General features: G+C 69.6%; 24 protein-coding genes and 1 pseudogene. 14 read left to right on the top strand and 11 right to left on the bottom strand.

Features of this window, described 5'->3' with window-relative positions; genetic code table 11:
• The 3 genes and pseudogenes from OQ968_RS20745 to OQ968_RS20740 form a co-directional block, all read left to right on the top strand.
• A partial coding sequence (locus OQ968_RS20745) for a hypothetical protein (protein ID WP_324681137.1) occupies window positions 1-1,749 on the top strand: 1,749 nt, incomplete at its 5' end.
• Window positions 1,685-1,915: pseudogene (locus OQ968_RS24930) on the top strand (PPE family protein, SVP subgroup); the annotation flags it as partial. The gene OQ968_RS20745 and the pseudogene OQ968_RS24930, both read left to right, overlap by 65 nt.
• Before the next feature lie 84 nt (window positions 1,916-1,999).
• Window positions 2,000-2,569 carry a hypothetical protein gene (locus tag OQ968_RS20740; RefSeq protein WP_324681136.1) on the top strand — a complete coding sequence of 190 codons (570 nt, stop codon included), beginning with the start codon at window positions 2,000-2,002 and terminating at the stop codon, window positions 2,567-2,569.
• A gap of 17 nt (window positions 2,570-2,586) precedes the next feature.
• Here the strand turns inward: OQ968_RS20740 and OQ968_RS20735 are convergent, their stop codons facing one another.
• Genes OQ968_RS20735 through OQ968_RS20725 form a run of 3 tightly spaced genes read right to left on the bottom strand, consistent with a single transcriptional unit; the run spans window position 2,587 to window position 5,707 of the window.
• Window positions 2,587-4,437, bottom strand: a complete 1,851-nt coding sequence (locus OQ968_RS20735; RefSeq protein WP_324681135.1) for a GMC family oxidoreductase N-terminal domain-containing protein — start codon at window positions 4,435-4,437, stop codon at window positions 2,587-2,589.
• Window positions 4,434-4,763 (bottom strand): hypothetical protein, encoded by a 330-nt coding sequence (locus OQ968_RS20730; RefSeq protein ID WP_324681134.1) that lies wholly within the window; start codon window positions 4,761-4,763, stop codon window positions 4,434-4,436. The genes OQ968_RS20735 and OQ968_RS20730 overlap by 4 nt, the downstream gene beginning before the upstream one ends.
• On the bottom strand, window positions 4,760-5,707 hold the full coding sequence (locus tag OQ968_RS20725; RefSeq protein WP_324681133.1) for a hypothetical protein: 948 nt from the start codon (window positions 5,705-5,707) through the stop codon (window positions 4,760-4,762). Before OQ968_RS20725 ends, OQ968_RS20730 begins: the two co-directional genes overlap by 4 nt.
• Window positions 5,708-5,750: 43 nt before the next feature.
• Here OQ968_RS20725 and OQ968_RS20720 point away from each other — a divergent pair, with 43 nt between their 5' ends.
• A complete protein-coding gene (locus OQ968_RS20720) occupies window positions 5,751-6,473 on the top strand; it encodes a FadR/GntR family transcriptional regulator (RefSeq protein ID WP_324681132.1) in 723 nt (240 codons plus the stop codon).
• A gap of 68 nt (window positions 6,474-6,541) precedes the next feature.
• Window positions 6,542-7,375: a hypothetical protein gene (locus OQ968_RS20715; protein WP_324681131.1), complete on the top strand. Its 834-nt coding sequence runs from the start codon at window positions 6,542-6,544 to the stop codon at window positions 7,373-7,375.
• On the opposite strand, the gene OQ968_RS20710 is transcribed toward OQ968_RS20715, so the two are convergent.
• A complete protein-coding gene (locus OQ968_RS20710) occupies window positions 7,338-8,123 on the bottom strand; it encodes a hypothetical protein (protein WP_324681130.1) in 786 nt (261 codons plus the stop codon). The genes OQ968_RS20715 and OQ968_RS20710 overlap by 38 nt on opposite strands.
• Before the next feature lie 119 nt (window positions 8,124-8,242).
• Between OQ968_RS20710 and OQ968_RS20705 the strand changes: the two genes are divergently transcribed.
• From OQ968_RS20705 to OQ968_RS20665, 9 genes are all read left to right on the top strand, one after another.
• Window positions 8,243-9,259 carry a Ppx/GppA phosphatase family protein gene (locus OQ968_RS20705; protein WP_324681129.1) on the top strand — a complete coding sequence of 339 codons (1,017 nt, stop codon included), beginning with the start codon at window positions 8,243-8,245 and terminating at the stop codon, window positions 9,257-9,259.
• Window positions 9,256-10,260 (top strand): hypothetical protein, encoded by a 1,005-nt coding sequence (locus OQ968_RS20700; RefSeq protein ID WP_324681128.1) that lies wholly within the window; start codon window positions 9,256-9,258, stop codon window positions 10,258-10,260. Before OQ968_RS20705 ends, OQ968_RS20700 begins: the two co-directional genes overlap by 4 nt.
• 16 nt (window positions 10,261-10,276) lie before the next feature.
• Window positions 10,277-11,119 (top strand): sugar phosphate isomerase/epimerase, encoded by an 843-nt coding sequence (locus OQ968_RS20695; RefSeq protein ID WP_324681127.1) that lies wholly within the window; start codon window positions 10,277-10,279, stop codon window positions 11,117-11,119.
• A 20-nt stretch (window positions 11,120-11,139) separates the two neighbouring features.
• Window positions 11,140-11,973 carry a thioesterase family protein gene (locus tag OQ968_RS20690; protein WP_324681126.1) on the top strand — a complete coding sequence of 278 codons (834 nt, stop codon included), beginning with the start codon at window positions 11,140-11,142 and terminating at the stop codon, window positions 11,971-11,973.
• Window positions 11,974-12,000: 27 nt separating this feature from the next.
• Window positions 12,001-12,879, top strand: coding sequence for a pyrroline-5-carboxylate reductase (proC, locus tag OQ968_RS20685; protein ID WP_324681125.1), 879 nt, complete (start codon window positions 12,001-12,003; stop codon window positions 12,877-12,879).
• Window positions 12,880-13,019: 140 nt separating this feature from the next.
• Window positions 13,020-13,274, top strand: a complete 255-nt coding sequence (locus tag OQ968_RS20680) for a cell division/environmental response transcriptional regulator (protein ID WP_324681124.1) — start codon at window positions 13,020-13,022, stop codon at window positions 13,272-13,274.
• A 164-nt stretch (window positions 13,275-13,438) separates the two neighbouring features.
• Entirely contained in the window at window positions 13,439-13,540 is a 102-nt protein-coding gene (locus OQ968_RS20675) for a 30S ribosomal protein bS22 (protein ID WP_003402602.1), read from the top strand.
• A gap of 82 nt (window positions 13,541-13,622) precedes the next feature.
• The gene (locus OQ968_RS20670) at window positions 13,623-14,762 is read left to right on the top strand and encodes an SDR family oxidoreductase (protein WP_420715965.1); all 1,140 of its coding nucleotides are present in this window, start codon (window positions 13,623-13,625) and stop codon (window positions 14,760-14,762) included.
• A complete protein-coding gene (locus OQ968_RS20665; RefSeq protein WP_324681123.1) occupies window positions 14,744-15,835 on the top strand; it encodes a lysophospholipid acyltransferase family protein in 1,092 nt (363 codons plus the stop codon). Before OQ968_RS20670 ends, OQ968_RS20665 begins: the two co-directional genes overlap by 19 nt.
• Window positions 15,836-15,914: 79 nt before the next feature.
• On the opposite strand, the gene cmaA2 is transcribed toward OQ968_RS20665, so the two are convergent.
• The 7 genes from cmaA2 to OQ968_RS20630 all read right to left on the bottom strand — a co-directional run bounded on the left by cmaA2 (window position 15,915) and on the right by OQ968_RS20630 (window position 21,912).
• A complete protein-coding gene (cmaA2, locus tag OQ968_RS20660) occupies window positions 15,915-16,823 on the bottom strand; it encodes a cyclopropane mycolic acid synthase CmaA2 (RefSeq protein WP_324681122.1) in 909 nt (302 codons plus the stop codon).
• A 10-nt stretch (window positions 16,824-16,833) separates the two neighbouring features.
• A complete protein-coding gene (locus tag OQ968_RS20655) occupies window positions 16,834-17,346 on the bottom strand; it encodes an FAS1-like dehydratase domain-containing protein (protein WP_324681121.1) in 513 nt (170 codons plus the stop codon).
• Between the two features lie 46 nt (window positions 17,347-17,392).
• Window positions 17,393-18,313 carry an HAD-IB family hydrolase gene (locus OQ968_RS20650; RefSeq protein ID WP_324681120.1) on the bottom strand — a complete coding sequence of 307 codons (921 nt, stop codon included), beginning with the start codon at window positions 18,311-18,313 and terminating at the stop codon, window positions 17,393-17,395.
• A 196-nt stretch (window positions 18,314-18,509) separates the two neighbouring features.
• On the bottom strand, window positions 18,510-18,947 hold the full coding sequence (locus OQ968_RS20645; RefSeq protein WP_324681119.1) for a hypothetical protein: 438 nt from the start codon (window positions 18,945-18,947) through the stop codon (window positions 18,510-18,512).
• Window positions 18,944-21,313 (bottom strand): NAD(+)--arginine ADP-ribosyltransferase, encoded by a 2,370-nt coding sequence (locus OQ968_RS20640; RefSeq protein WP_324681118.1) that lies wholly within the window; start codon window positions 21,311-21,313, stop codon window positions 18,944-18,946. The genes OQ968_RS20645 and OQ968_RS20640 overlap by 4 nt, the downstream gene beginning before the upstream one ends.
• A 4-nt stretch (window positions 21,314-21,317) precedes the next feature.
• Window positions 21,318-21,608, bottom strand: coding sequence for a WXG100 family type VII secretion target (locus OQ968_RS20635; RefSeq protein WP_324681117.1), 291 nt, complete (start codon window positions 21,606-21,608; stop codon window positions 21,318-21,320).
• Window positions 21,601-21,912: a WXG100 family type VII secretion target gene (locus OQ968_RS20630; RefSeq protein WP_324681116.1), complete on the bottom strand. Its 312-nt coding sequence runs from the start codon at window positions 21,910-21,912 to the stop codon at window positions 21,601-21,603. The genes OQ968_RS20635 and OQ968_RS20630 overlap by 8 nt, the downstream gene beginning before the upstream one ends.
• Window positions 21,913-21,914 lie beyond the last annotated feature (2 nt).

The following is a 21,914-nucleotide window of genomic DNA, read 5'->3' as shown; positions in this document are numbered from 1 at the left end:
ACCCTGAACGTGTCCACCACCGGGGTCGGGGACAGCGGCACGCTGAGCGTGACCGGCACCCTGACCGACAACGGGGTCGTGACGATCAACCCGGGCGGGGTGCTCACCGACAACGGCGCGGTCACGATCGGCCCGGCCGGCACCCTGACCGACAGCGGCAGCGTGGAGGTCGCCAACGGCGGCGTATTGAGTGTCGACGTCGGCGGCAGCGTCACCGACAGTGGCACGTTGACAGTGGATGTCGGCGGCACCCTGACCGACACTGGCACCATCACGGTGTCGGGCACGCTGACCGATAGCGGCACGGTCACCATCAACACCGGCGGCGTCTTGACCGACACGGGCACGGTGACCATCACCGGCGGCGGGCAGCTGTTCGACAGCGGCACGTTGACCAACACCGGCGGGTCGATCGTGATCAGCACGGGCAGCCCCGACACCGGCACCTTGACCATCAACGCCGGGGCCAGCTTCACCGACACCGGCGTGGTGACCATCAACACCGGTGGGGTGCTGGATGACTACGGCAGCGTGTCGGTGGGCTCGGGGGTCACGTTGACCGACGGCGGCGCCCTGAACGTCTACGCCGGCGGCACCCTGACCGACACTGGCACCATCACGGTGTCGGGCACCTTGACCGACAGCGGCACGGTCACCATCAACACCGGCGGCATCCTGACCGACACGGGCACGGTGACCATCACCGGCGGCGGGCAGCTGTTCGACAGCGGCACGTTGACCAACACCGGCGGGTCGATCGTGATCAGCACCGGCAGCCCCGACACCGGCACCTTGACCATCAACGCCGGCGCCACCTTCACCGACACCGGCACGGTCACGATCAACACCGGCGGGGTGCTGGACGACTACGGCAGCGTGTCGGTGGCCTCCGGTGCCACCCTGACCGACGGCGGCGCCCTCAACGTCTACGCCGGCGGCACCCTGACCGACAGCGGCACCATCACCGTATCGGGCACGCTGACGGACAGCGGCACGGTCACCATCAACACCGGCGGCACCGTGCAGGTGACCAACGGCGGCACGATCACCATCAACGCCGGTGGCATCCTGACCGACACCGGCACGGTCACCGTCAACATCGGCGGCACCGTGACCGACAGCGGCACGATTCAGGTCACCGCCACCGGCACCCTGTCGAATGCGGGCAGCGTGCAGGTCACCACCGGCGGCACGCTGACCATCAACGCCGGCGGCGCCCTGACCGACACGGGCACCATCACGGTGAACCTCGGCGGCACCCTGACCGACAGCGGCACGATAACCGTCACCGGCGGTGGCAGCCTGAGCGATGGCGGCCTGGTGACCGTCAACGCCGGCGGCTTGATCACCGTCGGCCCTAGCAGCACCCTGACCGTCGAGACGGGCAGCACCCTGATCGTCGACTCGGGCGGCTTCGTCATCGTCGGCGGCGGCACCATCACCGTCGGCCCCGGCGAGATCGTCATCGTCGGCCCCGGCGGGAGCTACACCCCCGCCGGCATCGTCGGCTACGTCGCGATCATCCCCGGCTCGCCCGTTCCGCCGGGTCCGCCGTCATGGGTGCCCGCCACCCTTGCACCGGCCCTCAGCGCGCCGGGCCTGGCGGGCCTGGCGGGAACCGCCGGAATTCAACCGCAGCCAGACAATTCAACCTATGGTCTATATCTAGACCAGCAGTCAGACGATGCAGATCGAAATGGCATCGACATCCATCGGCGCTTCGATTACATCGCCTCCGAGGCGGACTAGCGGGTCCGGTTGGAGCGGGGACATCGTGGCAAATGGTGGGCAAGAGGGCGACGCGAACCGCGAGGCGCCGGCCCCGTCAGGTGCGGCATCCGCGGGCCTTGGCAAGGCCATCTCGCTCGGGCCGTTATCGGTGCCGGTGAGCTGGTCAACGGCCGCCCCGCGGATGGAGCCGGCCTCGCCTTCATCGGCGACCAGCGCTGACGGCATGCCTCACCCCAGTTCACGGGGACGGAAGTTCCAACAGGCGCTGATGACAATGGTTGGGCACGGGATAACGGAAAACGACGAGACCCCGGTCCAAGACGATTCCGCGACGCGCGCCGACGACGCCGAGACTCCGAACGCCACGGTTCAGATCGCCGACCCCGCCACCGTCACCCCCGTCCCGCAAGGCGAAACCACGACCGTTCCGCCCGGCGCCACCATCACCCTCGAGGCCGGCGCCATCATCCACGTCAACAGCGGCTCCGTCACCGTCGTGGGCGGTGGTGCTCGCGTGCAGGCCGTTGCCGTCACCATCAACGCCGGCTGCGCCGTCGACACCCTCGGTACGTGCCGCGCGGGCGGCGACGTGGTCCCCGCCAACACTCGGGTCACCGCCACCTCCAGCCCCATCACCCTCACCCAGCACCGCCACGTCAAGGCCGAGGTCGAGCTGGTCAGCGGCTCTGCCACCGTCGGCACCGGCACGCATGTGGGGGAGGCCATCGTCCACGCGGGCCAAAGCGCCACCGCCGTCGTCGGCGACGCGGGTGCCTCCATCACCAACACCGAAGGCACCGTCGCCATCACCACCAGGCAGCACCGGCAGCTCGTGTAGCGCAAGAGCACAGCGCGTCAGCGCGCGCCGACCACCTCGCCCGCGACGGCCAGCGCCAGCGCCATGATCGACAGCTGCGGGTTCACTTCCGGGCAGCTGGGCAGGATCGACGCGTCGGCGACCCAAACGCCGTCGACGCCGCGCAGCCGCCCCGTCTCGTCGACCGGACAGAGCTGCCCGTCGGCGCCCGCGGCCGCGGTGCCCGTCGGATGAAACGCCGCCAGGTGCAGGCTTCGAGGATTGCTGCGCCGCAACGCATCCCGCAGCGCGGGCAGCGATGTCACGGTCGGCGCGCCGGGCAGACCGGTGAGCACCTCGACCGCCCCGGCGGTGAACAGCAGCCGGCCCATCGCCTCGACCGCGACCGCCAGCTTGGCGACGTCGGCGCGGGAGATGTTGTAGCGCACCAGCGTTTCGCCGCGCACCGAGTGCACCGAGCCGACACCGCGGTCGGCGACCATGGCGCCGAACGTGGCGACCCGCGGCGCCTCCTCGAGCCAGCTCAGCAGCTCCGCGCCGTAGCCGGGAAAGACCATCGAGCCCATGCCGGGCGGCGTGGAGGTCGCCTCGATGAGCACGCCGTCCGACTCGTGGAACTCGTGCACGGCGGCGCTCTGCAGCACCCCGTGCCAGGCGACGACGTCGTCGTCGAAGCGCCCGGCAAGCATCGTCGCCGGATGCAGCGCGAGGTTGCGGCCCAGGCGCGGGTGTGCACCAAGGCCGCTGCGCCGCAACAGCATTGGCGTCTCCGTGGCGCCGGCGGCGACGATGACCGTGTCCGCCAGGATATCGAGCGCCGTGCCGTCCGGACGACGGGCGCGCACCCCGCAGGCGCGCCCGTTCCGGTGCAGCACGCGTTCGACGCGAGCGTGCGAGACGATCCGCGCGCCCGCCGCGCAGGCCTGCGGCAGCGCGTTGAGGTGCACGCCGAACTTGGCGTTGCGCGGGCAGCCGATCGCGCACTGGCAACAGCCCTCGCAGCCCGGCGCGTTGCGCGGAATGGGCGCCGCCCGCCAGCCCAGCGACGAAGCGGCATCGAGCAGCAGCCTCCCGTTGCGGCCCATGATCTTCAGCGGCACCGGCGCGACCCGCAGCGTGTGCTCGACGTCGTCGAGGTGGGCGCCAAGCCGGTCGGGGTCGGCGAAGCCGAGCCCGAACTCGTCGCGCCAGCGCCGCTGCACGGTCAAAGGCGGGCGGTAGCAGGTGCCGGAATTGACGACGGTGGTGCCGCCGACCGCCCGGCCGATGGGCAGCACCACCGACGGCCGGCCCAGCGCGACGGTGGCCCCGGCGCCGCGGTACAGCCCGGCGTAGCGATCGATCGGGTGGGTGGTGCGGAACTCCTCGACGGTCCAGCGGCGCCCCTCTTCGAGCACCACGGTGTCCAGGCCGGCCCGGGCCAGGGCGCGGGCCGCCATCGCGCCGCCCGCGCCGGACCCGACGATCACCGCGTCGGCGGCGACGACGGAGCCGCTCTCGGTCGACGGGGTGATGGCCAGCGGCGCGTCGGGGCGCGCCGCGTCGTGTTCCTGGGCGCGCGAAAGCAGTTCGGGCGCATAGGTTTCGGCGCCGTTGGCCAGCAACACGATCGCCTTCATCGCCTCGACGGCCGCGCCGGCGTCCGGGCCCAAAGCGGCGACGCGGCGCAGCACCCGATCCCGTTGCTCGGGACCGAGCCGCGACAGCGGCCGGCCGGTGGTCAGGTAGCTGGCCGCCGCCACGGACGCCAGCCCGGCGCGCAACGCCAGCCGCGACGTCACCGGCAGCCGCGCGACGTAACGGTCGACGCGATCGGCCAGCTGCGCCGGCGGCGGCCCGCCGCGCTCCTCGGGCAGCAGCGCGGCCCCGAACGAGGCCACCAGGCTCATAGCAGGCGGCCGAGCCGCCGGCCGAGCTTGATGAAGAACGGGTACGTCGCGAAGATCGCGCCGGCCGCCGCGTGCAGGCGCCAGCCCGCCTCGGCGGTGTTCACGCCGAAAACGCCGCTGTTCCACATGAAGTCGCGGCCGTTGCGGGCGCGGAACGGGCGCCACAGCACGCCGAGTCCGGGCACGTTGTTGTAGAGCCCGAACGAGCCGCCGAAGAAGACGCCGAGCACCGCGGCCTCGGCGACGTCGCGACGGTCAGAGGGCACGTTGCGTTCGATCAGCACTCCGGCGGCGACCAGCATCGGCGGGTCGAGAAGAAAGCTCACGTCGGGATCCTTTCGTTGACGGCGGGGGCCTCGGCGCCGCGCAGGCCGACCTCGGCGTGCCCGGTGCCCAGCACCGACCAGCGGCGGTCGTCGATCTCGACGTGGACGTCGGCCTGCTCGGTGTTGGTGCACACCGCGGTGGCGCCGTCGGGGTCGGTGTAGCCGAGGCTCACGCACCTCTCCGGGGGCTGGTCGACGCGGATGAGCACCTTGCGGCCGCCGATGCGTCCCTCCAGCTGCCAATGCCGGACGCCGAGCGTGGTGCGCATCCGCAGCGACGGCAAAAAGCTTGCGGGCCAATCCTTTCCGTCGATCCGGAAGCGCACGAACGCCATCGGCGCAAGCCGGCGCAGCCCCGGCCGGTGCGAGACCGCGGTCACCGCCTCGAGGACGTCGCCGCCGCCGAGGTCGGCGTGCACCCACCCCCAGCGTTTGGCGTTGCCGTGCCCGTAGATGTGGGCGACGCCGCCGCGCCAGCCGTCGATGCGCACAGCGTCGTCGCCGACGGTGAGCGAGCCGGTGAAGTCGGCGGCGGGGGCCAGGACCACCTGCGCGCCGGGCAGCAGCTCGCGCTCCCACGCCGCGCGGGGAAACGTCCACAGCGGCGCGCCGCCGTCGCGCCAGCGCAGCTCCCAGCCGAGCGATCCCGCGCGTCCGGTCAGCTCCTCGGGCGCGGCTCGCACGCCCGCGGCGGCGAACCAGTCCGTGCAAGCGGGTTGGGCCGGCACCGGGCCGAACCGCTCGGTGCGCGGCGGGCCGTCGGGCGGAAACCAGGTCGCCCAGCCGTGCGCGTACGGCGCGTCCCGCACCGGCGCCACCGTCTCGCAGTGGACCCACAGGCCCGCGCGCGTGCTCGGATCCGACAGGGTGGCGTACCAGACTTCCAGCCGCCCGGCCTTGCCCCGCCAGCGCGGGGACGCGGCGGATCGCCGTTCGTCGTCCACTTACCCACCTCCGTCGGTCCCGTTCACTATATTGGTTGAGCCAATGAACCAGTCAAATGCGCTGCAACCGCCGGATCGCCAGCGGGTGGACGAACAGATCGCCGCGTCGATCGCCGACGCCATCCTCGACGGCGTCTTCCCGCCCGGCTCGACCCTGCCGCCCGAGCGGGACCTGGCCGAGCAGCTCGACGTCAACCGCACGTCGCTGCGCCAGGGCCTGGCCCGGCTGCAGCAGATGGGCCTGATCGAGGCCCGGCACGGCAGCGGCAACGTGGTGCGCGACCCCGAGGGCCTGACCCATCCCGCCGTGGTCGAGGCGCTGGTGCGCAAGCTCGGCCCCGAGTTTCTGGTCGAGCTGCTCGAGATCCGCGCGGCGCTGGGGCCGCTGATCGGGCGGCTGGCGGCGCAGCGCGGGGCGCCCGAGGACGCCGACGCGCTGCGGGACGCGCTGGCCGCGGTGGCCGAGGCCGACGGCGCCGCCGCGCGCCAGGCCGCCGACCTCGCCTACTTCCGGGTGCTGATCCACGCCACCGGTAACCGGGCGCTGGGGCTGCTGTATCGCTGGGTCGAGCACGCGTTCGGCGGCCGCGAGCACGAACTCACCGGGGCCTACGACGACGCCGGCCCGGTGGTGGCCGGCCTGCGGGCGATCACCGACGCGGTGCTGGCGCGCGACGCGGCGGCCGGCGCCGCAGCCGTCGAGGCGTACCTGCAGGCCAGCGCGATGCGAATGGTGTTGTCCTACAACAAGACCCGCGCAGGCTGAGCGGGCCACGCGCGCAAGCCAGTACGATCGTTCACCAGCGCGCCCAGCCGCGGAACGGGAGCCGTCATATGAGCGATGTGACGAAGCAGGCTTTGACCAAGGTGCCGGCGGTCACCCTGGGCTTCTGGGTGATCAAGGTCTTGGCGACGACGCTGGGCGAAACGGGTGGCGACGCCGTGACGATGACGATGTTCCACGCCGATACGCTCGAGAATTGGGGCTACCTCATCGGCGTCGCGCTGTTCGGCGGCGCGCTGGTGGTGCTGGTCGTCGCGCAGATATTCGCCAAGCGTTTCCATCCGGCTCTCTACTGGGCGACCATCGTCGCCTCGACGACGTTCGGCACGACACTGGCCGACTTCGCCGACCGGTCGCTGGGCATCGGTTACACGGGTGGATCGCTTCTGCTGTTGTGTTGTCTGCTGGCAACTTTGGGGCTCTGGTACTGGTCGCAGGGAACGGTGTCGGTCAACACCGTTTCGACGCCGAAGGTAGAGGCGTTCTACTGGGCCACCATCACGTTTTCGCAGACCCTGGGCACCGCGCTCGGCGATTGGCTCGCCGACACGCGCGGATTCGGTTACGAACGCGGCGCGCTGGTGTTCGGCGCGGGCCTGGTCGTCGTCGCGGGCCTGTATTACTGGACGAGCGTGTCGCGCGTGACCCTGTTCTGGGTCGCGTTCATCCTGACCCGGCCGCTGGGCGCCACCGTGGGCGACTTCCTCGACAAGCCGGTGAGCGATGGCGGCCTGGATCTGAGCCGCCCGCTGGCGTCGGCGGTCATCGCGGCCATCATCGTCGCGCTGATCATTGTCCTGCCGCAGCGCCCGGGCCGGCATCCCGGCCGGCCAAACGACGACGACGCTACTCGGCGAGCCGGGTCGCCGGGTGCACCGCGATGAGCCCTAACTTGCTGCGGCGCTTGCACATTGCCGCCAGCTCCGCGTAGGCCTTGGCGCCCAGCAGTTCGGTGAGCTCGTCGGCCAGGCTCTCCCACACCTGCTTGGCGCCGATGTGCGTGCCCGGGTCGCCGGTGCAATACCAGTGCAGATCCGCGCCGCCGGAACCCCAGCCGCGGCGGTCGAATTCGGTGATGGTGGTCTTGAGGATCTCGCTGCCGTCGGGCCGGGTCACCCACTCCTGGCTGCGCCGGATCGGCAGCTGCCAGCAGACATCGGGTTTCATGGTCAGCGGCGCCACGCCCAGCTTGAGGGCCTTGCTGTGCAGCGCGCAGCCGGGCCCGCCGGGAAAGCCGGGACGGTTCAGGAAGATGCACGCGTCCTTGTGTTTGCGGGTGCGGTACTGCGGCTGACCCTCGTGCTCGTCGAGCTCCAGGTAGCCCTTGCGGCCCAAGCCCTTTTCGCGAAACTGCCAGTCCTCGTCGGTGAGTTGTTTGACCGCGTCGTCCAACCGGGCGCGGTCGTCGTCGTCGCACAGGAACGCACCGTGCGAGCAGCAGCCGTCGTCCGGCCGGCCCTCCACCGTGCCGCGGCAGGCCGGCGTGCCGAAGACACATGTCCAGCGGGACAGCAGCCACGTGAGATCGGCCGCAATCAGGTGCTCGGGGTTGTCCGGGTCATAGAACTCCACCCATTCGCGGGCGAAGTCCAATTCGACCTCCTGGCCCGGCTCGAGATGCGAATTCGCCACGGTGTCAACGTTAGACCAAGATTCGCGCTCCCCGCGGGGCCGACACCCGGGCGTAGCGCGGCCGATCAATCGGCGGGGCGCGGGACGCCCGACGCCGTCGCAGCGACTAGGTTTGTTTCGTGCGATTGGGCGTGCTCGACGTGGGCAGCAACACGGTCCATCTGCTGGTGGTCGATGCCCACCGCGGTGGCCACCCCACGCCCATGAGTTCGACCAAGGCCACGCTGCGACTGGCCGAGGCCACCGACAGCTCGGGCAAGATTACCAAGCGGGGCGCCGAGAAGCTGATCTCCACCATCGACGAGTTCGCCAAGATCGCGGTGAGCTCCGGCTGCGAGGAGCTGATGGCGTTCGCCACCTCCGCGGTGCGCGACGCCGAGAATTCCGACGACGTGCTGGCCCGGGTGCGCAAGGAGACCGGCGTCGAGCTGCAGGTGCTGCGGGGCGTCGACGAGTCGCGGCTGACCTTCCTGGCGGTGCGCCGCTGGTACGGGTGGAGCGCCGGGCGGATCATCAACCTCGACATCGGCGGCGGCTCGCTGGAGGTGTCCAGCGGCGTCGACGAGGAGCCCGAGATCGCGTTGTCGCTGCCGCTGGGCGCCGGGCGGCTGACCCGCGAGTGGCTGCCCGACGACCCGCCGGGCCGGCGCCGGGTGTCGATGCTGCGTGAGTGGCTGGACGCCGAGCTGGCGGACGCCGCCGGCACCGTGCTCGACGCCGGCAGCCCGGACCTGGCCGTGGCAACCTCGAAGACGTTCCGGTCGCTGGCCCGGCTCACCGGCGCGGCGCCGTCGGCGGCCGGGCCGCGGGTCAAGCGGACGCTCACGGCCAACGGCCTCAGGCAACTCATATCTTTCATCTCTAGGATGACGACCGCTGACCGAGCTGAACTGGAAGGAGTGAGCGCCGAGCGGGCGCCACAGATCGTGGCCGGCGCGCTGGTGGCGGAGGCGAGCATGCGAGCGCTGTCGATAGAAACGGTGGATATCTGCCCGTGGGCATTACGGGAAGGTCTCATCTTGCGCAAACTCGACAGCGAAGCCGACGGAACCGCCCTCGTCGAGACCTCGGTGCGCGATGCTGGAGGTCAGAAAGTTGATCGGAACGCGAACCGATCGAGAGGCGACAAACCATGACCGGACCACACCCCGAGACCGAGAGCCCCGGCACCCGGCCCATCTCGGTGGCGGAATTGCTGGCCAGGAATGGAACGATCGGCGCCCCGGCGGTCACCCGGCGGCGGCGCCGCCGGCGCGGGGATAGCGACGCGGTCACCGTCGCGGAGCTGACCGGCGAGCTTCCCGTCATCCGGGACGACGAGACCGACCGCGGCGGCAACGGCACCGCCCAGGTCGCCGAGCCGGACGTCGAAGCATCGGAAACCGCCGAGCAAGCCCCCGAAGAGGTCACCGACGAGCGGCCCAAATCCGCCTACTGGTCCGAGCCCGAGCCGCGCTGGCCCAAGTCGCCGCCGCAGCCGCACCACGCGGAGGGGCCGGAGCGCAGCGCCTACCCGCGGCCCGTGCGCCTCGGCGACGCGCGGGACGCCGAGCAGTCCGGCGCCGAGGACATGAGCCCGGACCCGCTGGACCAATACGCCGACATCCCGGTCGACGTGATGGATTCCGAGGTGCGCGAGGCCGAGCCCGCGACCGAGGATTCCGCCTACGTGCGCTCGTACCTGCAGTCCTCGGATTCGACGCTGTTCGGCGGGCAGACCCTCGCCGACGAGCTGGCCCGGCGGCGCAGCGGAGACGCGGCGGACGCGCGAACGGAAGAGCTCGAGGGGGACCACCGCACCGACGCGGCCGCCAAAGCCCAAGCCGAAGCCCAGGCCCAGGCCGAGGCCGCCCGTCCGGCCCACGGGCGGCTCGCGAGCCTGTGGCGCGGCGCCCTGGTCGTCGCGCAGTCGATGCTGGCGGTCGCGTTCGGCGCGGGGCTGTTCATCGCCTTCGACCAGCTGTGGCGGTGGAACAGCCTGGTGGCGCTGGTGCTGTCGGTGCTGGTCATCCTGGGCCTGGTGGCCGGGGTGCGGGTGGTCCGCAAGACCGAGGACATCGCCAGCACGCTGATCGCGGTCGCGGTCGGGGCGCTGATCACCCTGGGCCCGCTGGCACTGTCCCTGCAATCGGGCTAGGCGTCACCGGCAAACAGTGCGCCCCGCAATCAAAGTCGGCCTGTCCACGGCCTCGGTCTATCCGTTACGGGCCGAGGCCGCGTTCGAGTATGCGGCCCGGCTCGGCTACGACGGCGTCGAGCTGATGGTGTGGAGCGAGTCGGTCAGCCAGGACGTCGATGCGGTCAAGAAGCTCTCGCGGCGCTACCGCATGCCGGTGCTGTCCGTGCACGCCCCCTGCCTGCTGATCTCCCAGCGGGTGTGGGGCTCCAACCCGATTCACAAGCTGGACCGCAGCGTGCGGGCCGCCGAGAAGTTGGGCGCGCCGACCGTCGTCGTGCATCCGCCGTTTCGCTGGCAGCGCCGCTACGCCGAGGGCTTCAGCGACCAGGTGGCATCCCTGGAGGCGTCCAGCGACGTGAAGATCGCGGTGGAGAACATGTTCCCGTTCCGGGCCGACCGGTTCTTCGGGGCCGACCAGTCGCGCGAGCGGATGCGCAGGCGCGGCGGCGGGCCGGGCCCGGCGATTTCGGCGTTCTCGCCCTCCTACGACCCGTTGGACGGCAACCACGCGCACTACACGCTGGACCTGTCGCACACCGCGACCGCGGGCAGCGACTCGCTGGAGATGGCGCGGCGAATGGGCCGGGGGCTGGTCCACCTGCACCTGTGCGACGGCAGCGGCCTGCCCGCCGACGAGCACCTGGTGCCGGGGCGCGGAACCCAGCCCACCGCCGAGGTGTGCCAGATGCTGGCCGGCGGCCGGTTCGCCGGGCATGTCATCCTCGAGGTGTCCACCTCCGGCGCGCGTTCGGCCACCGAGCGCGAAGCCATGCTGACCGAATCGTTGCAGTTCGCGCGCACGCACCTGATGCGCTGACCGGGAGACCCCAGGAGACCATGACCGCGCTGTTCACCGACGCAATGACGCTGCGCGAGACCGGCCCCGGCGTCTACGAGGGCGAGCTCAACAAGCACTGGACCATCGGGCCCAAGGTGCACGGCGGCGCCATGCTGGCGCTGTGCGCCAACGCCGCCCGCACGGTCTGCGGCGCACAATCCGAGCCGGTCCTGCAGCCGGTCGCCGTGTCGGCCAGCTTCCTGTGGGCGCCCGACCCGGGGGTGATGCAGCTGGTGACGTCGATCCGCAAGCGCGGCCGCCGGATCAGCGTGGTCGACGTCGAGCTCGTCCAGGGCAACCGCACCGCGGTGCACGCGGTGGTCAACCTCGGCGAGCCGGAGCACTTCACGCCCGGCGGGGAAATCGCGCCGCTGCTGTCGGCCAACCCGGTGGTGGGCCTGATGGCGCCCGAGCCGCCCGCCGACATCGCGCCGATCGGGCCCGGCCACCCGCTGGCCGGGCTGGTGCACCTGGGCGAGGGCTGCGACGTCCGTCCGGTGCTGTCGACGATGGAGCTCAGCGCCGACGGCCGGCCGCCGGTGATCCAGATGTGGGCGCGCCCCCGCGGGGTGGCCCCGGACGCGCTGTTCGCGCTCATGTGCGGGGACCTGTCGGCGCCGGTGACCTTCGCCGTGGACCGCACCGGCTGGGCGCCCACCGTCCAGCTCACGGCGTTCCTGCGGAGCCTGCCCGCCGACGGCTGGCTGCGGATCATCGCGACCTGCACCGAGATCGGGCACGACTGGTTCGACGAGGACCACACCGTCGTCGACAGCCTGGGCCGGATCGTGGTGCAAGCGCGCCAACTCGCGATGGTGCCCGCCGCTCGATAGCCGCCGGTGTCTGCGATGCTTTCCGGCATGGCAAGAATCGCGATCATCGGTGGCGGCAGCATCGGCGAGGCCTTGCTGTCGGGTCTGCTGCGGGCGGGGCACCAGGTCAAGGACCTGGTGGTGGCCGAACGCGTGCCCGAACGCGCCAAGTACCTGGCCGACACCTACTCGGTGCTGGTGACGTCGTCGCCGGCCGAGGCGGTGGAGAACGCGACGTTCCTCGTCGTCGCGGTCAAGCCCGCCGACGTCGAGACGGTGATGGGGGAGTTGGCGCGCGCGGCCGCGGCGGCCGACAACGACAGCGCCGAGCAGGTGTTCGTCACCGTCGCGGCGGGGATCACGATCACCTACTTCGAGTCGAAACTGCCGGCCGGGACGCCGGTGGTGCGGGCGATGCCGAACGCGGCGGCGCTGGTCGGCGCCGGGGTGACCGCGCTGGCCACCGGGCGGTTCGTCACCCCGCCCCAGCTGGAGGGGGTTTCGGCCCTCTTCGATGCGGTCGGCGGCGTGCTGACCGTTCCCGAGTCGCAAATGGACGCGGTCACCGCGCTGTCGGGGTCCGGTCCGGCGTATTTCTTCTTGATGGTCGAGGCCCTGGTGGACGCCGGTGTCGCGGCGGGCCTGAGCCGCCAGGTGGCCACCGACCTAACCGCGCAGACCATGGCGGGGTCGGCGGCGATGCTGCTGGAACGGATGGATCAGGACCGTAGGCCGGGTGAGGGCGAGGCGTTGGGGGCCGCGGCGGACGCCACCGCGACCCAACTGCGGGCGACCATCACGTCGCCGGGCGGCACGACGGCCGCTGGGCTGCGCGAACTCGAAAGGGGCGGATTGCGGGCCGCCGTCGACGCCGCCATCCAGGCCGCCAAAAAGCGCTCTGAGCAGCTAAGAATTACATCAGAATAATTCAAGAATTTTGAACTGATTGTCCCCCACCAGTACCAGTAACCCCACTAGTCCCGCTATTCTCCTTTCTGTAAGCACGTGTGGGTGCCAGCGGAGGGGAAGCCGCTGGCATTGCGCGGGCCTGACACGATTGGGTTGCGATGACGTCTACGAACGGGCCATCGGCGCGCGATTCCGCCGGCAAGCGGGACACCGGCACAGCCGAGGGCCAGCAGGCCAGGACACAATTTCTCACCGTCGCCGAAGTGGCGGCCCTGATGCGGGTCTCCAAGATGACGGTTTACCGGCTGGTGCACAACGGCGAGCTGCCGGCGGTTCGGGTCGGGCGGTCCTTCCGGGTGCATGCCAAGGCCGTCCACGACATGCTGGAGACTTCGTACTTCGACGCGGGCTGAGCTGAAATCCGCCGCGCGACCCACGCTTTCGGGGCGCGGCCGGATCGGCATCGAAGGGTGTGGCGCGGGGTCGCGCCTATCGGTTTGGTGTTCTATGCGTTGCGCCGGGTAAAGTGTCCGGGTCAATTTCTTTCAAGCCGGTCACGGGTCAGATAGCGGAGTTCATGGGTTCAGTAATCAAGAAGCGGCGCAAGCGCATGTCGAAGAAAAAGCACCGCAAGCTGCTGCGCCGCACCCGGGTGCAGCGCAGAAAACTTGGCAAGTAAGCCCCGCCCGGCTGATTCCCACCCGCACCCACCGTCACGCGGCCGTAACGCCGTCGTATCCGTTGGCCGTTAGGCTGTTCGGGTGGATTCGCCGAACGGGGATGGTGGCGCGACGGGTGGCACCCGCGCCGACACCGGGGCCGAGCGCATGCACTACCCCAAGGTTGTGCTGGTCACCGGCGCCTGCCGATTTCTCGGCGGCTACCTGACCGCCCGCCTGGCGCAGAACCCGTTGATCAACGGGGTGATCGCGGTGGACGCGATCGCGCCGAGCAAGGACATGCTGCGCCGGATGGGCCGCGCCGAATTCGTGCGCGCCGACATTCGAAACCCGTTCATCGCCAAGGTGATTCGAAACGGTGACGTCGACACGGTGGTGCACGCCGCGGCCGCCTCGTACGCGCCGCGGTCCGGCGGCACGGCGGCGCTCAAGGAACTCAACGTGATGGGCGCGATGCAACTGTTCGCGGCCTGCCAGAAGGCCCCGTCGGTTCGCCGCGTCGTGCTGAAGTCGACGTCGGAGGTGTACGGGTCGAGCCCGCACGACCCGGTGATGTTCACCGAGGACAGCAGCAGCCGTCGGCCGCTGCGCGCGGGCTTCGCCAAGGACAGCCTCGACATCGAGGGTTACGCGCGCGGCCTGGGCCGCCGCCGGCCCGACATCGCGGTGACCATTCTGCGGCTGGCCAACATGATCGGCCCGGCGATGGACACCACGCTGTCGCGCTATCTCGCCGGGCCTTTTGTGCCGACGATCTTCGGGCGAGACGCGCGACTGCAGCTGCTGCACGAGCAGGACGCGCTGGGCGCGCTGGAGCGCGCGGCGATGGCCGGCAAGGCCGGCACGTTCAACATCGGCGCCGACGGCATCATCATGCTGTCGCAGGCGATCCGGCGGGCCGGCCGAATTCCGTTGCCGGTACCGGGTTTTGGCGTCTGGGCGCTGGATTCGCTGAGACGGGCTAATCGCTACACCGAGATCGATCGTGAGCAATTCAACTACCTGAGCTACGGCCGGGTCATGGACACCACCAGGATGCGCACCGAGCTGGGCTACCAGCCCAAATGGACGACGGCCGAGGCGTTCGACGACTACGTGCGCGGGCGCGGCCTCACTCCCATAATCGCCCCGGATCGGGTACGCTCCCTGGAGGGTCGCGCCATAGCCTTGGCTCAGCGCTGGGGTTCCCGAAATCCAATTCCATGGGGTGGGGTCAGGTAGATATCGTGGCGGGTGAAACCAGAGCGAATGTCATTCCACTGCACACCAATCGGGGCCGGGTAGCGGCGCGGCGCAAATCCGGCCAGCGCGCCGAGGCGTCTCGGCAGCATCCCTCGTTGCTTTCCGATCCGGGCGGCCGGGCGTCGGCCGAGCAGCTCGCGGCCGTCGTCCGCGAAATCGATGAGCACCGACGCGTCGCGGGTGCGACGTCGACGAGTGAGGCGCCGCTCAACGAGCTCGCCCAGCGCGTCGCCGCCGTCGCGGGATTCCTGCGGCAGCGGCTGACGGGTGACTACAGCGTCGACGAGTTCGGGTTCGACCCGCACTTCAACAGCGCGGTCGTCCGGCCTTTGCTGAGGTTCTTCTTCCGGTCGTGGTTCCGCGTCGAGGTCAGCGGCGTGGAGAACCTGCCGAGCGAGGGCGCCGCGCTGGTGGTGGCCAATCACGCCGGGGTGTTGCCGTTCGACGGGCTGATGCTGTCGGTGGCGGTGCACGACGAGCATCCCGCGGAGCGCGACCTGCGGCTGCTGGCCGCCGACATGGTCTTCGACCTGCCGGTGATCGGCGAAACCGCCCGCAAGGCCGGCCACACCATGGCCTGCACGACGGACGCGCACCGGTTGCTGGCCGCCGGCCAGCTCACCGCCGTGTTCCCGGAGGGCTACAAGGGGCTGGGCAAGCGCTTCGAGGACCGCTACCGGTTGCAGCGGTTCGGCCGCGGCGGCTTCGTGACGGCCGCGCTGCGCACCAAGGCGCCGATCGTGCCGTGCTCGATCGTCGGCTCCGAAGAGATCTACCCGATGCTCACCGACGTCAAGCTGCTCGCGCGGCTGTTCGGGCTGCCCTACTTCCCGATCACCCCGCTGTTCCCGCTGGCCGGGCCGGCGGGCCTGGTGCCGCTGCCGTCGAAGTGGCGCATCGCGTTCGGGGAGCCGATCTACACCAACGACTACGCGGCGTCCGACGCCGAGGACCCGATGGTCACCTTCGAGCTGACCGACCAAGTGCGCGAGACGATCCAGCAGACGCTGTACCGGCTGCTGGCCGGCCGCCGCAACATCTTCCTCGGCTGAGTGAGCACGCTGAGCAGACGTAAAAGCCCCCGAAACCATAGTTTTCGGGGGCTTTTACGTCTGCTCGGCGGTTGCCGGCTTACTTGACGAGCGTGAACTGGCAGACGTCGGTGTAGTGGTCGCGGAACAGGTCCGAGCACCCACGCAGGTAGTGCATGTAGATGTCGTAGGTCTCCTGCCCCTTCAGGGCGATCGCCTCGTCCTTGTGCGCCTCCAGCGCGTCGGCCCAAGCGTTGAGCGTCGGCACGTAGTTATGGCCGATGCGGTGGTAGCGCTCGACCTTCCAGCCGGCGTTGGACGAGTAGTGGTCGACCTGCGAGATCCGGGGCAGCCGGCCGCCCGGGAAGATCTCGGCCAGGATGAACTTGATGAAGCGCAGCAGGCTCATCGGCGCCCCGAGGCCGCGCTCCTCGGCTTCCTCTTTGTCCGGGATGATGATCGAGTGCAGCAGCATCCGGCCGTCGTCGGGCGTCAGGTCATAGTACTTCTTGAAGAAGGTGCCGTAGCGCTCGAACCCGGCGTCGCCGGCGCCATCGGCGAAGTGCTCGAAGGCGCCCAGTGACACGATCCGGTCCACCGGCTCGTCGAATTCTTCCCAGCCCTGGATCCGAACCTCTTTGCGGCGCGGGCTGTCAACCTCTTTGAACTTCTCCACGTCGTGGGCGTACTGGTTCTCGCTCAGCGTCAGGCCGATGACGTTGACGTCGTACTCCTGCACCGCGTCCCGCATGGTCGAGCCCCAGCCGCAGCCGATGTCGAGCAGCGTCATGCCGGGCTCGAGGTTGAGCTTGTCGAGCGCGAGCTTGCGCTTGGCGTACTGGGCTTCCTCGAGCGTCATGTTCGGGCGCTCTTCGAAGTAGGCGCAGCTGTAGGTCATCGACGGGTCAAGCCAAAGCTTGAAGAACTCGTTCGATTTGTCGTAGTGGGATCGGACTGCTTCGACCGGGGGCTTCAGCTGGGTGCCACCCGTTTCACCCTGTGACGTCATTGAATCGACCCTACTTTCCGGCAGATATGGATGCAATTGCAGCGGCGGTCGTCGCGGCGTCCGCTTCTTGATGCGCCGCTTCTCCCAGCATCGTGACGACGCTGGTGACCACCGGTTTGCCCTCGGCGTCTGTGACCTCGCTACGGATTTCGGAGATCACTGCGCCGTGAGACTCGATCACCGAGTCTAGATACGTGTCGAAGTACAGCTTGTCGTGGGCCAGGATCGGCCGGTGAAAGATGAACTTCTGGTCGCGGTGCAAGACCCGGGCGAGGTTGATCGGGATGTCGAACTTGGTGAAGATCTCGAGCTGCACACGGCGTCCCGCGATCGCCAGGAACGTCAGCGGCGCCACCAGAGCGGGGTAGCCGGCCTCGGCGGCGTCGGCCTCGTTGTAGTGCGTCGGGTGTTCGTCTTTCACCGCGGCCGCGAACTCCCGGATCTTCTCGCGTCCGACCTGGAAGTAGTCCGGCGCCCGGTAGTGGCTGCCGATGAGGCCTTCGGCCTCTTTGGGGACTGTCATGCCCGTCTTGCTTTCTGCTCGGATTGGTGCTCAGCGGCGCAGCTTATCAGCGCGATTGGCGTCGCGACGCCAACGCGGCCAGCGCACCGCCCGCCGCGCCGAGCGCCAGGGCCGACGGCACCCCGATCCGGGCCGCCTTGCGGGCGGTGCGGAAGTCGCGGATCTCCCACCCGCGCTCGCGCGCCAGCGCGCGTAACCGCGCGTCGGGGTTGATGGCGACCGCCGTGCCCACCAACGACAGCATGGGCACGTCGTTGTAGCTGTCGGAATAGGCGGTGCAGCGTTTGAGGTTGAGCCCCTCCCGGATCGCCAGCGACCGCACGGCGTGGGCCTTTCCGGTGCCGTGCAGGATCTCGCCCACCAGCCGGCCGGTGAACACCCCGTCGACCGACTCGGCGACGGTGCCCAGCGCGCCGGTCAGGCCGAGCCGCCGCGCGATCGTCGCCGCGAGTTCGTATGGCGTGGCGGTGATCAACCAAACCTGTTGGCCGGCATCGAGATGCATTTGGGTGAGCTCGCGGGTGCCCGCCCAGATCTTGTCGGCGATGATCTCGTCGTAGATCTCCTCGCCCAGGCGCTCCAGCTCCGACACCGACCGGCCCTCGATGAAAGCGAGCGCCTTGCGCCGACCGGCGGCGACGTCGTTGCTGTTCTCCTTGCCGAGCAACTGAAACTTGGCCTGCGCGTAGATGAATCCGAGCACATCGCGATAGGTGAAGTAGTCGCGCGCGGCCAGCCCGCGTCCGAAGTGCACCGCCGAGGAGCCCTGCACCAGGGTGTTGTCCACGTCGAAGAACGCCGCGGCGGTCAGGTCGACGGGCGGCTGCGGGTGATCCTCCGCCGCGGCCGCTTCCTCCATGCCCTCGAGCGCGCGCGCGGCGCTGGCGTTGGCGGCCACCGACTGCAGGTCGACGCGCCCGGCGGGGTCCGCGTTGCCCGGCACAGCACCCGGCGCAGAGGAAGTCATCGCTCAACCTCCTAAGATCGCTGCCCGGTGGCCGCGCTCCCGCGCGCGGCCGATATCAACCCTATCCGGCGGTTGGATGGAAGGCTTGCGCGTCGGGCCTGGGCTGGATTCGCATGGCGGCCATCTCGCGACCGTGAAGCCAGCGTCACGTCCGTCGCTGCTGCGGCCGCCGCCTGGGATGCATTCAGTATCGGAGTTAGGAAAGCCCTTGCTGCTCGCGCCAGCGCGTCCAGTACCTTTCTGCATTGGAGCGGCGTAGTGATCTAAGCGTCTCGCAGACGGCTTCGATCTTGGAGGCGTCTGAAAATAGCTCCTCTACACGTCCACCGTTCTCTCGTATCCATGCGATTTCATCGGCGGCGGACGAATACTCGATCTCATCCAGCCCATTTAGATACTGTTTGATAAGGGATACGGTGAACCAGTTATCTGGTGTCGCCAGCGCAGTAGGTGCGACGCTAAGTAGGAACTGGCCTTTGTCGTTGCTCAGACCCCAACTGAGGATCGGTCCTGTGATGGTCAGCGATGCATTGTTCGATTCCACACCACTCGTGCTCGAATCGGTAATACGATAGCGGGGATCGAGATATAGCGTATCGAAGTATTTCAGAAAGTACTCTAAGAGCGTTTTCATTTTCCAATCTTCCCGCCGGGCGGAACCCATGTAGTGTCATTTATTTGATGATATCCGTGCAACTCGAGATACCTAATTTCAGCGCCTGTAAACGTGTCTGGATTCACCATATCGAATGGCACAGACAGTGTGACCTTGTCACCGTTCGTGATGGCTATGTCGAGCACATGCTGATTCGCAGCGAGTCGTTCCGTCGGGGTGGCCGACTGCCATGCGTCACCGATATCGAAGTAGCTGGCTCCGTGTTGCTGTGCGACTTCGATGTAGGACGGGGCGCCCCCAGCGGGTCTAAATGGTCCGAGAACGGTTTCGCCGCTTCCCGTCAGGTGTTGTTCGGACAGGGCCAGGAGCTGATCGCTCATGTGGTCGAGCGGGTTGTCCAACGTGAATTCAGGCCGGTCCGGAACCGTGTCAGCCTGTGCGGGGCCGTCAGCTTCCCCTGGTCCGCTGCCGTCGCCGCGCTCATGCGATCCATCGCCGTCCCTGGGGGGAGGCGGAGCGCCGTCATGGGGCTGAGGTGGCTCGGGCGGGTGACCGCCCGGTTCCCCACCATGGGGTGGCCCACCGAAGGGCGGCGGCGCTTCGGCCGGGAGTCCCCCCGCGGGGGCGGACGACGGCGCCGACACATGCGGCACGGCGGGCGGCGACGGGACCGAACCCGCAGGCGCGTGCGGCACCGCGGAACTCGGAACCGTTTCGGCCGGAGCTCCGGCCGGTGCGGCCGAAACTGCGGCGGGGACGGGCTCATGCGGTTGCTGATGGGGCAGTGGCGTGCGCTCTGCGGGCGCGGGCACGGCTGGCCTGCCCGACTCCGGCGGCGCCGCAACCGGTTTGGGCGCCTCCCCGACGTGAGGTGCCCCACCAACGGGCGGCTTGGGTTCCGTCGGGCCGTGCGGCGGCGTGCCGGCCGGAGCCGGGCCGGGCTTTCCCGGCGGCGCGGGTGCGGGGCGGCCGGGTTCCGGCGGCTTCGGGCCCGATTCCGGCAGCGGCGTCGAGGGTGGCTTGATCGACGGTGGCTCGGGAAGCTTCGGCAGCTCGGGCGGCCGGCGCAAGCCTCTGAGCGCATCGGCAGCGGTGTGGCCTGCCTTGCCCAGCTTCGAGAGCGGCCCGCCGGGCAGGGCCAGCGTGGCGAGGTCGAACACGCTTCGGCCCGCGGCTTCGGCGGGATTCTTGTCCCACTCGTCCCAATGAACGAGGCCCTTGCCCAGCTGCTTCCACGACTCTCCGACGCCGGGACCACCGTCAGGGCCCAAGCCGACCAGCGGCGCGGCTCCCTCGGCCATCTCGCCCAAATCGCGGTAGTAACCCACCGGGTCGACCACCAGCCGCAGTTGACTGATGTCGTAGAGCCCCTTGACGAAACCACCGGCCTCGCACCAGACGCCCTTGCCGTATTGCCCGACCTGGTTGATCGCCCGCCCGATATCGGTGCCGTGCAGGAACTGATCCCACTGCTTCGAGGCGTAACCGCCCATCGTGGTGGCGATCGTGGCCGCGTCGCCGAGAGTGGCCGCGATTTCGGCCCGCAGCACGTCGACCTCGCTCGTGAAGTTGTCCACCACCGTGCGGATGTCGTCGGCGATCTTCTTGATTTCGTCTTCGTCTTGGTCGGTCAGGAATTCCCAGACCTCTTTGATCCCGGTCATCGGGTCGCAGATGCGCGCCAGCAGGTCCAGGATCGCCGCGTGGACCTTGTCGATCTTGGCCGCGTAGCTGTTCAGCTGGGCGGCGATCTTTTGGCACTGCGCTACGATGCCGGTGGTGCTGCTGTAGGCGTCGGTGAACGCGCGATCGATGGCCGCGCCCTCCGGAATCCGTTGGGCGCGAACGGCTCCCATCGGGGCACCCGTCCCCAGGATTTCGGCCATGCCGAACTGCGTGCCCGCCGCACTCCATGCCGCGGCCGCGGCTCGGAGCTTCCCCGAATCGCCTGTCGGCCAAATCATTCCGATGAACGGGGCCACCCACCCCCAGCCCGCCGGGGGACCGTCGCCGGCTCCGACCGACGACGGCGGCGAACCCGCCGAGATCGGGCCCGTCGACGGGGGCGCCGGAAGCGGGTTGCCGTGGCCGGAAACGTCGGACTGCGCCTCGGCCAGCGAGTAGTTGTGTGCCGACATCCGCACGCCATCTCCGAGGCTGCACAACCCGTTTCGGGTGACCACCATCGCCTCGACGAGCTTGGACGCCGACCCGTCGTAGCTGCGGCCCAGCGCCGCGCCGGCGGGATCGTCGCCGGCCATCCCGGAACACCCCGACAGCGCCGCGGTCAGCGTCGAGATCACCGAGCCCAAGCCCTCGCCGGCCGTCACCACCGAGGCGCCCGCGCCGTCGAGGGCCGCGGGGTCGACTGCCAGCGGCGCCATTAGCTCACGACCACATGCTCGAATTCTTGGCGATGGCGCCGGTGTAGTTGCCGTGCGCGGTATGGGCGGCGGCCCGCAACTGAGCCAACGCCTCGCGCATCATCGCCTCGCCGCGCGCCCAATGCCGGTGCGCCTCGGCATGAGCCGCCGCGCCCTGTCCGGTCCACGTCGCGTGCAAATTCGTTACCAGAGAGTCGATTTCGGCGAGCATGCTTTCCGCATAGCGCTGAAACTCCGCCATCCGCTCGACCGCGTCGGCCAGCGCCTCGGGATCCACCCGAAAAGCCTCAGCCACCGCGCACCTCCCGCAGCGCCTGCCCGGAAGCCGCCTCGCTTTGCTGATAGCCCTCGCCGGCCTGGGCCACCGCCCCCGCCAGCATCGACAGGCCCAGCTCCACCTCGGCGGCCCCGCGATGCCACATCTCCCACGCGGAGCCGTAGGCGCTGCCGGCGCCGCCGCGCCAGCCGCCCAGCACCTCGCTCACCTGCGCGTCGAGCTCGGCCAACCGCGCCCGCAGGTCCGAAGCGCCACCGCGCAACGCCTGGCCAAACCCCTGCATCACCGCGGGGTCGACGCGCAGGTCATCGCTGGCAGCCACAG

The sequence above is a fragment of the Mycobacterium sp. 663a-19 genome (assembly GCF_035616495.1).
In the GTDB taxonomy this organism is placed as follows: Bacteria; Actinomycetota; Actinomycetes; order Mycobacteriales; family Mycobacteriaceae; genus Mycobacterium.
This window is presented reverse-complemented; position numbering and strand designations above follow the sequence as displayed.

What these genes read in the sequence shown, in the direction of transcription:
- OQ968_RS20665 (WP_324681123.1), top strand. Translation starts at nt 14,744, where the DNA reads ATGGGGTGGGGTCAGGTAGATATCGTGGCGGGTGAAACCAGAGCGAAT.
- OQ968_RS20645 (WP_324681119.1), bottom strand. Translation starts at nt 18,947, where the DNA reads ATGAAAACGCTCTTAGAGTACTTTCTGAAATACTTCGATACGCTATAT.
- cmaA2 (WP_324681122.1), bottom strand. Translation starts at nt 16,823, where the DNA reads ATGACGTCACAGGGTGAAACGGGTGGCACCCAGCTGAAGCCCCCGGTC.
- OQ968_RS20650 (WP_324681120.1), bottom strand. Translation starts at nt 18,313, where the DNA reads ATGACTTCCTCTGCGCCGGGTGCTGTGCCGGGCAACGCGGACCCCGCC.
- OQ968_RS20655 (WP_324681121.1), bottom strand. Translation starts at nt 17,346, where the DNA reads ATGACAGTCCCCAAAGAGGCCGAAGGCCTCATCGGCAGCCACTACCGG.
- OQ968_RS20675 (WP_003402602.1), top strand. Translation starts at nt 13,439, where the DNA reads ATGGGTTCAGTAATCAAGAAGCGGCGCAAGCGCATGTCGAAGAAAAAG.
- OQ968_RS20715 (WP_324681131.1), top strand. Translation starts at nt 6,542, where the DNA reads ATGAGCGATGTGACGAAGCAGGCTTTGACCAAGGTGCCGGCGGTCACC.
- OQ968_RS20640 (WP_324681118.1), bottom strand. Translation starts at nt 21,313, where the DNA reads ATGGCGCCGCTGGCAGTCGACCCCGCGGCCCTCGACGGCGCGGGCGCC.
- OQ968_RS20690 (WP_324681126.1), top strand. Translation starts at nt 11,140, where the DNA reads ATGACCGCGCTGTTCACCGACGCAATGACGCTGCGCGAGACCGGCCCC.
- OQ968_RS20680 (WP_324681124.1), top strand. Translation starts at nt 13,020, where the DNA reads ATGACGTCTACGAACGGGCCATCGGCGCGCGATTCCGCCGGCAAGCGG.
- OQ968_RS20720 (WP_324681132.1), top strand. Translation starts at nt 5,751, where the DNA reads ATGAACCAGTCAAATGCGCTGCAACCGCCGGATCGCCAGCGGGTGGAC.
- OQ968_RS20735 (WP_324681135.1), bottom strand. Translation starts at nt 4,437, where the DNA reads ATGAGCCTGGTGGCCTCGTTCGGGGCCGCGCTGCTGCCCGAGGAGCGC.
- OQ968_RS20740 (WP_324681136.1), top strand. Translation starts at nt 2,000, where the DNA reads ATGACAATGGTTGGGCACGGGATAACGGAAAACGACGAGACCCCGGTC.
- proC (WP_324681125.1), top strand. Translation starts at nt 12,001, where the DNA reads ATGGCAAGAATCGCGATCATCGGTGGCGGCAGCATCGGCGAGGCCTTG.
- OQ968_RS20700 (WP_324681128.1), top strand. Translation starts at nt 9,256, where the DNA reads ATGACCGGACCACACCCCGAGACCGAGAGCCCCGGCACCCGGCCCATC.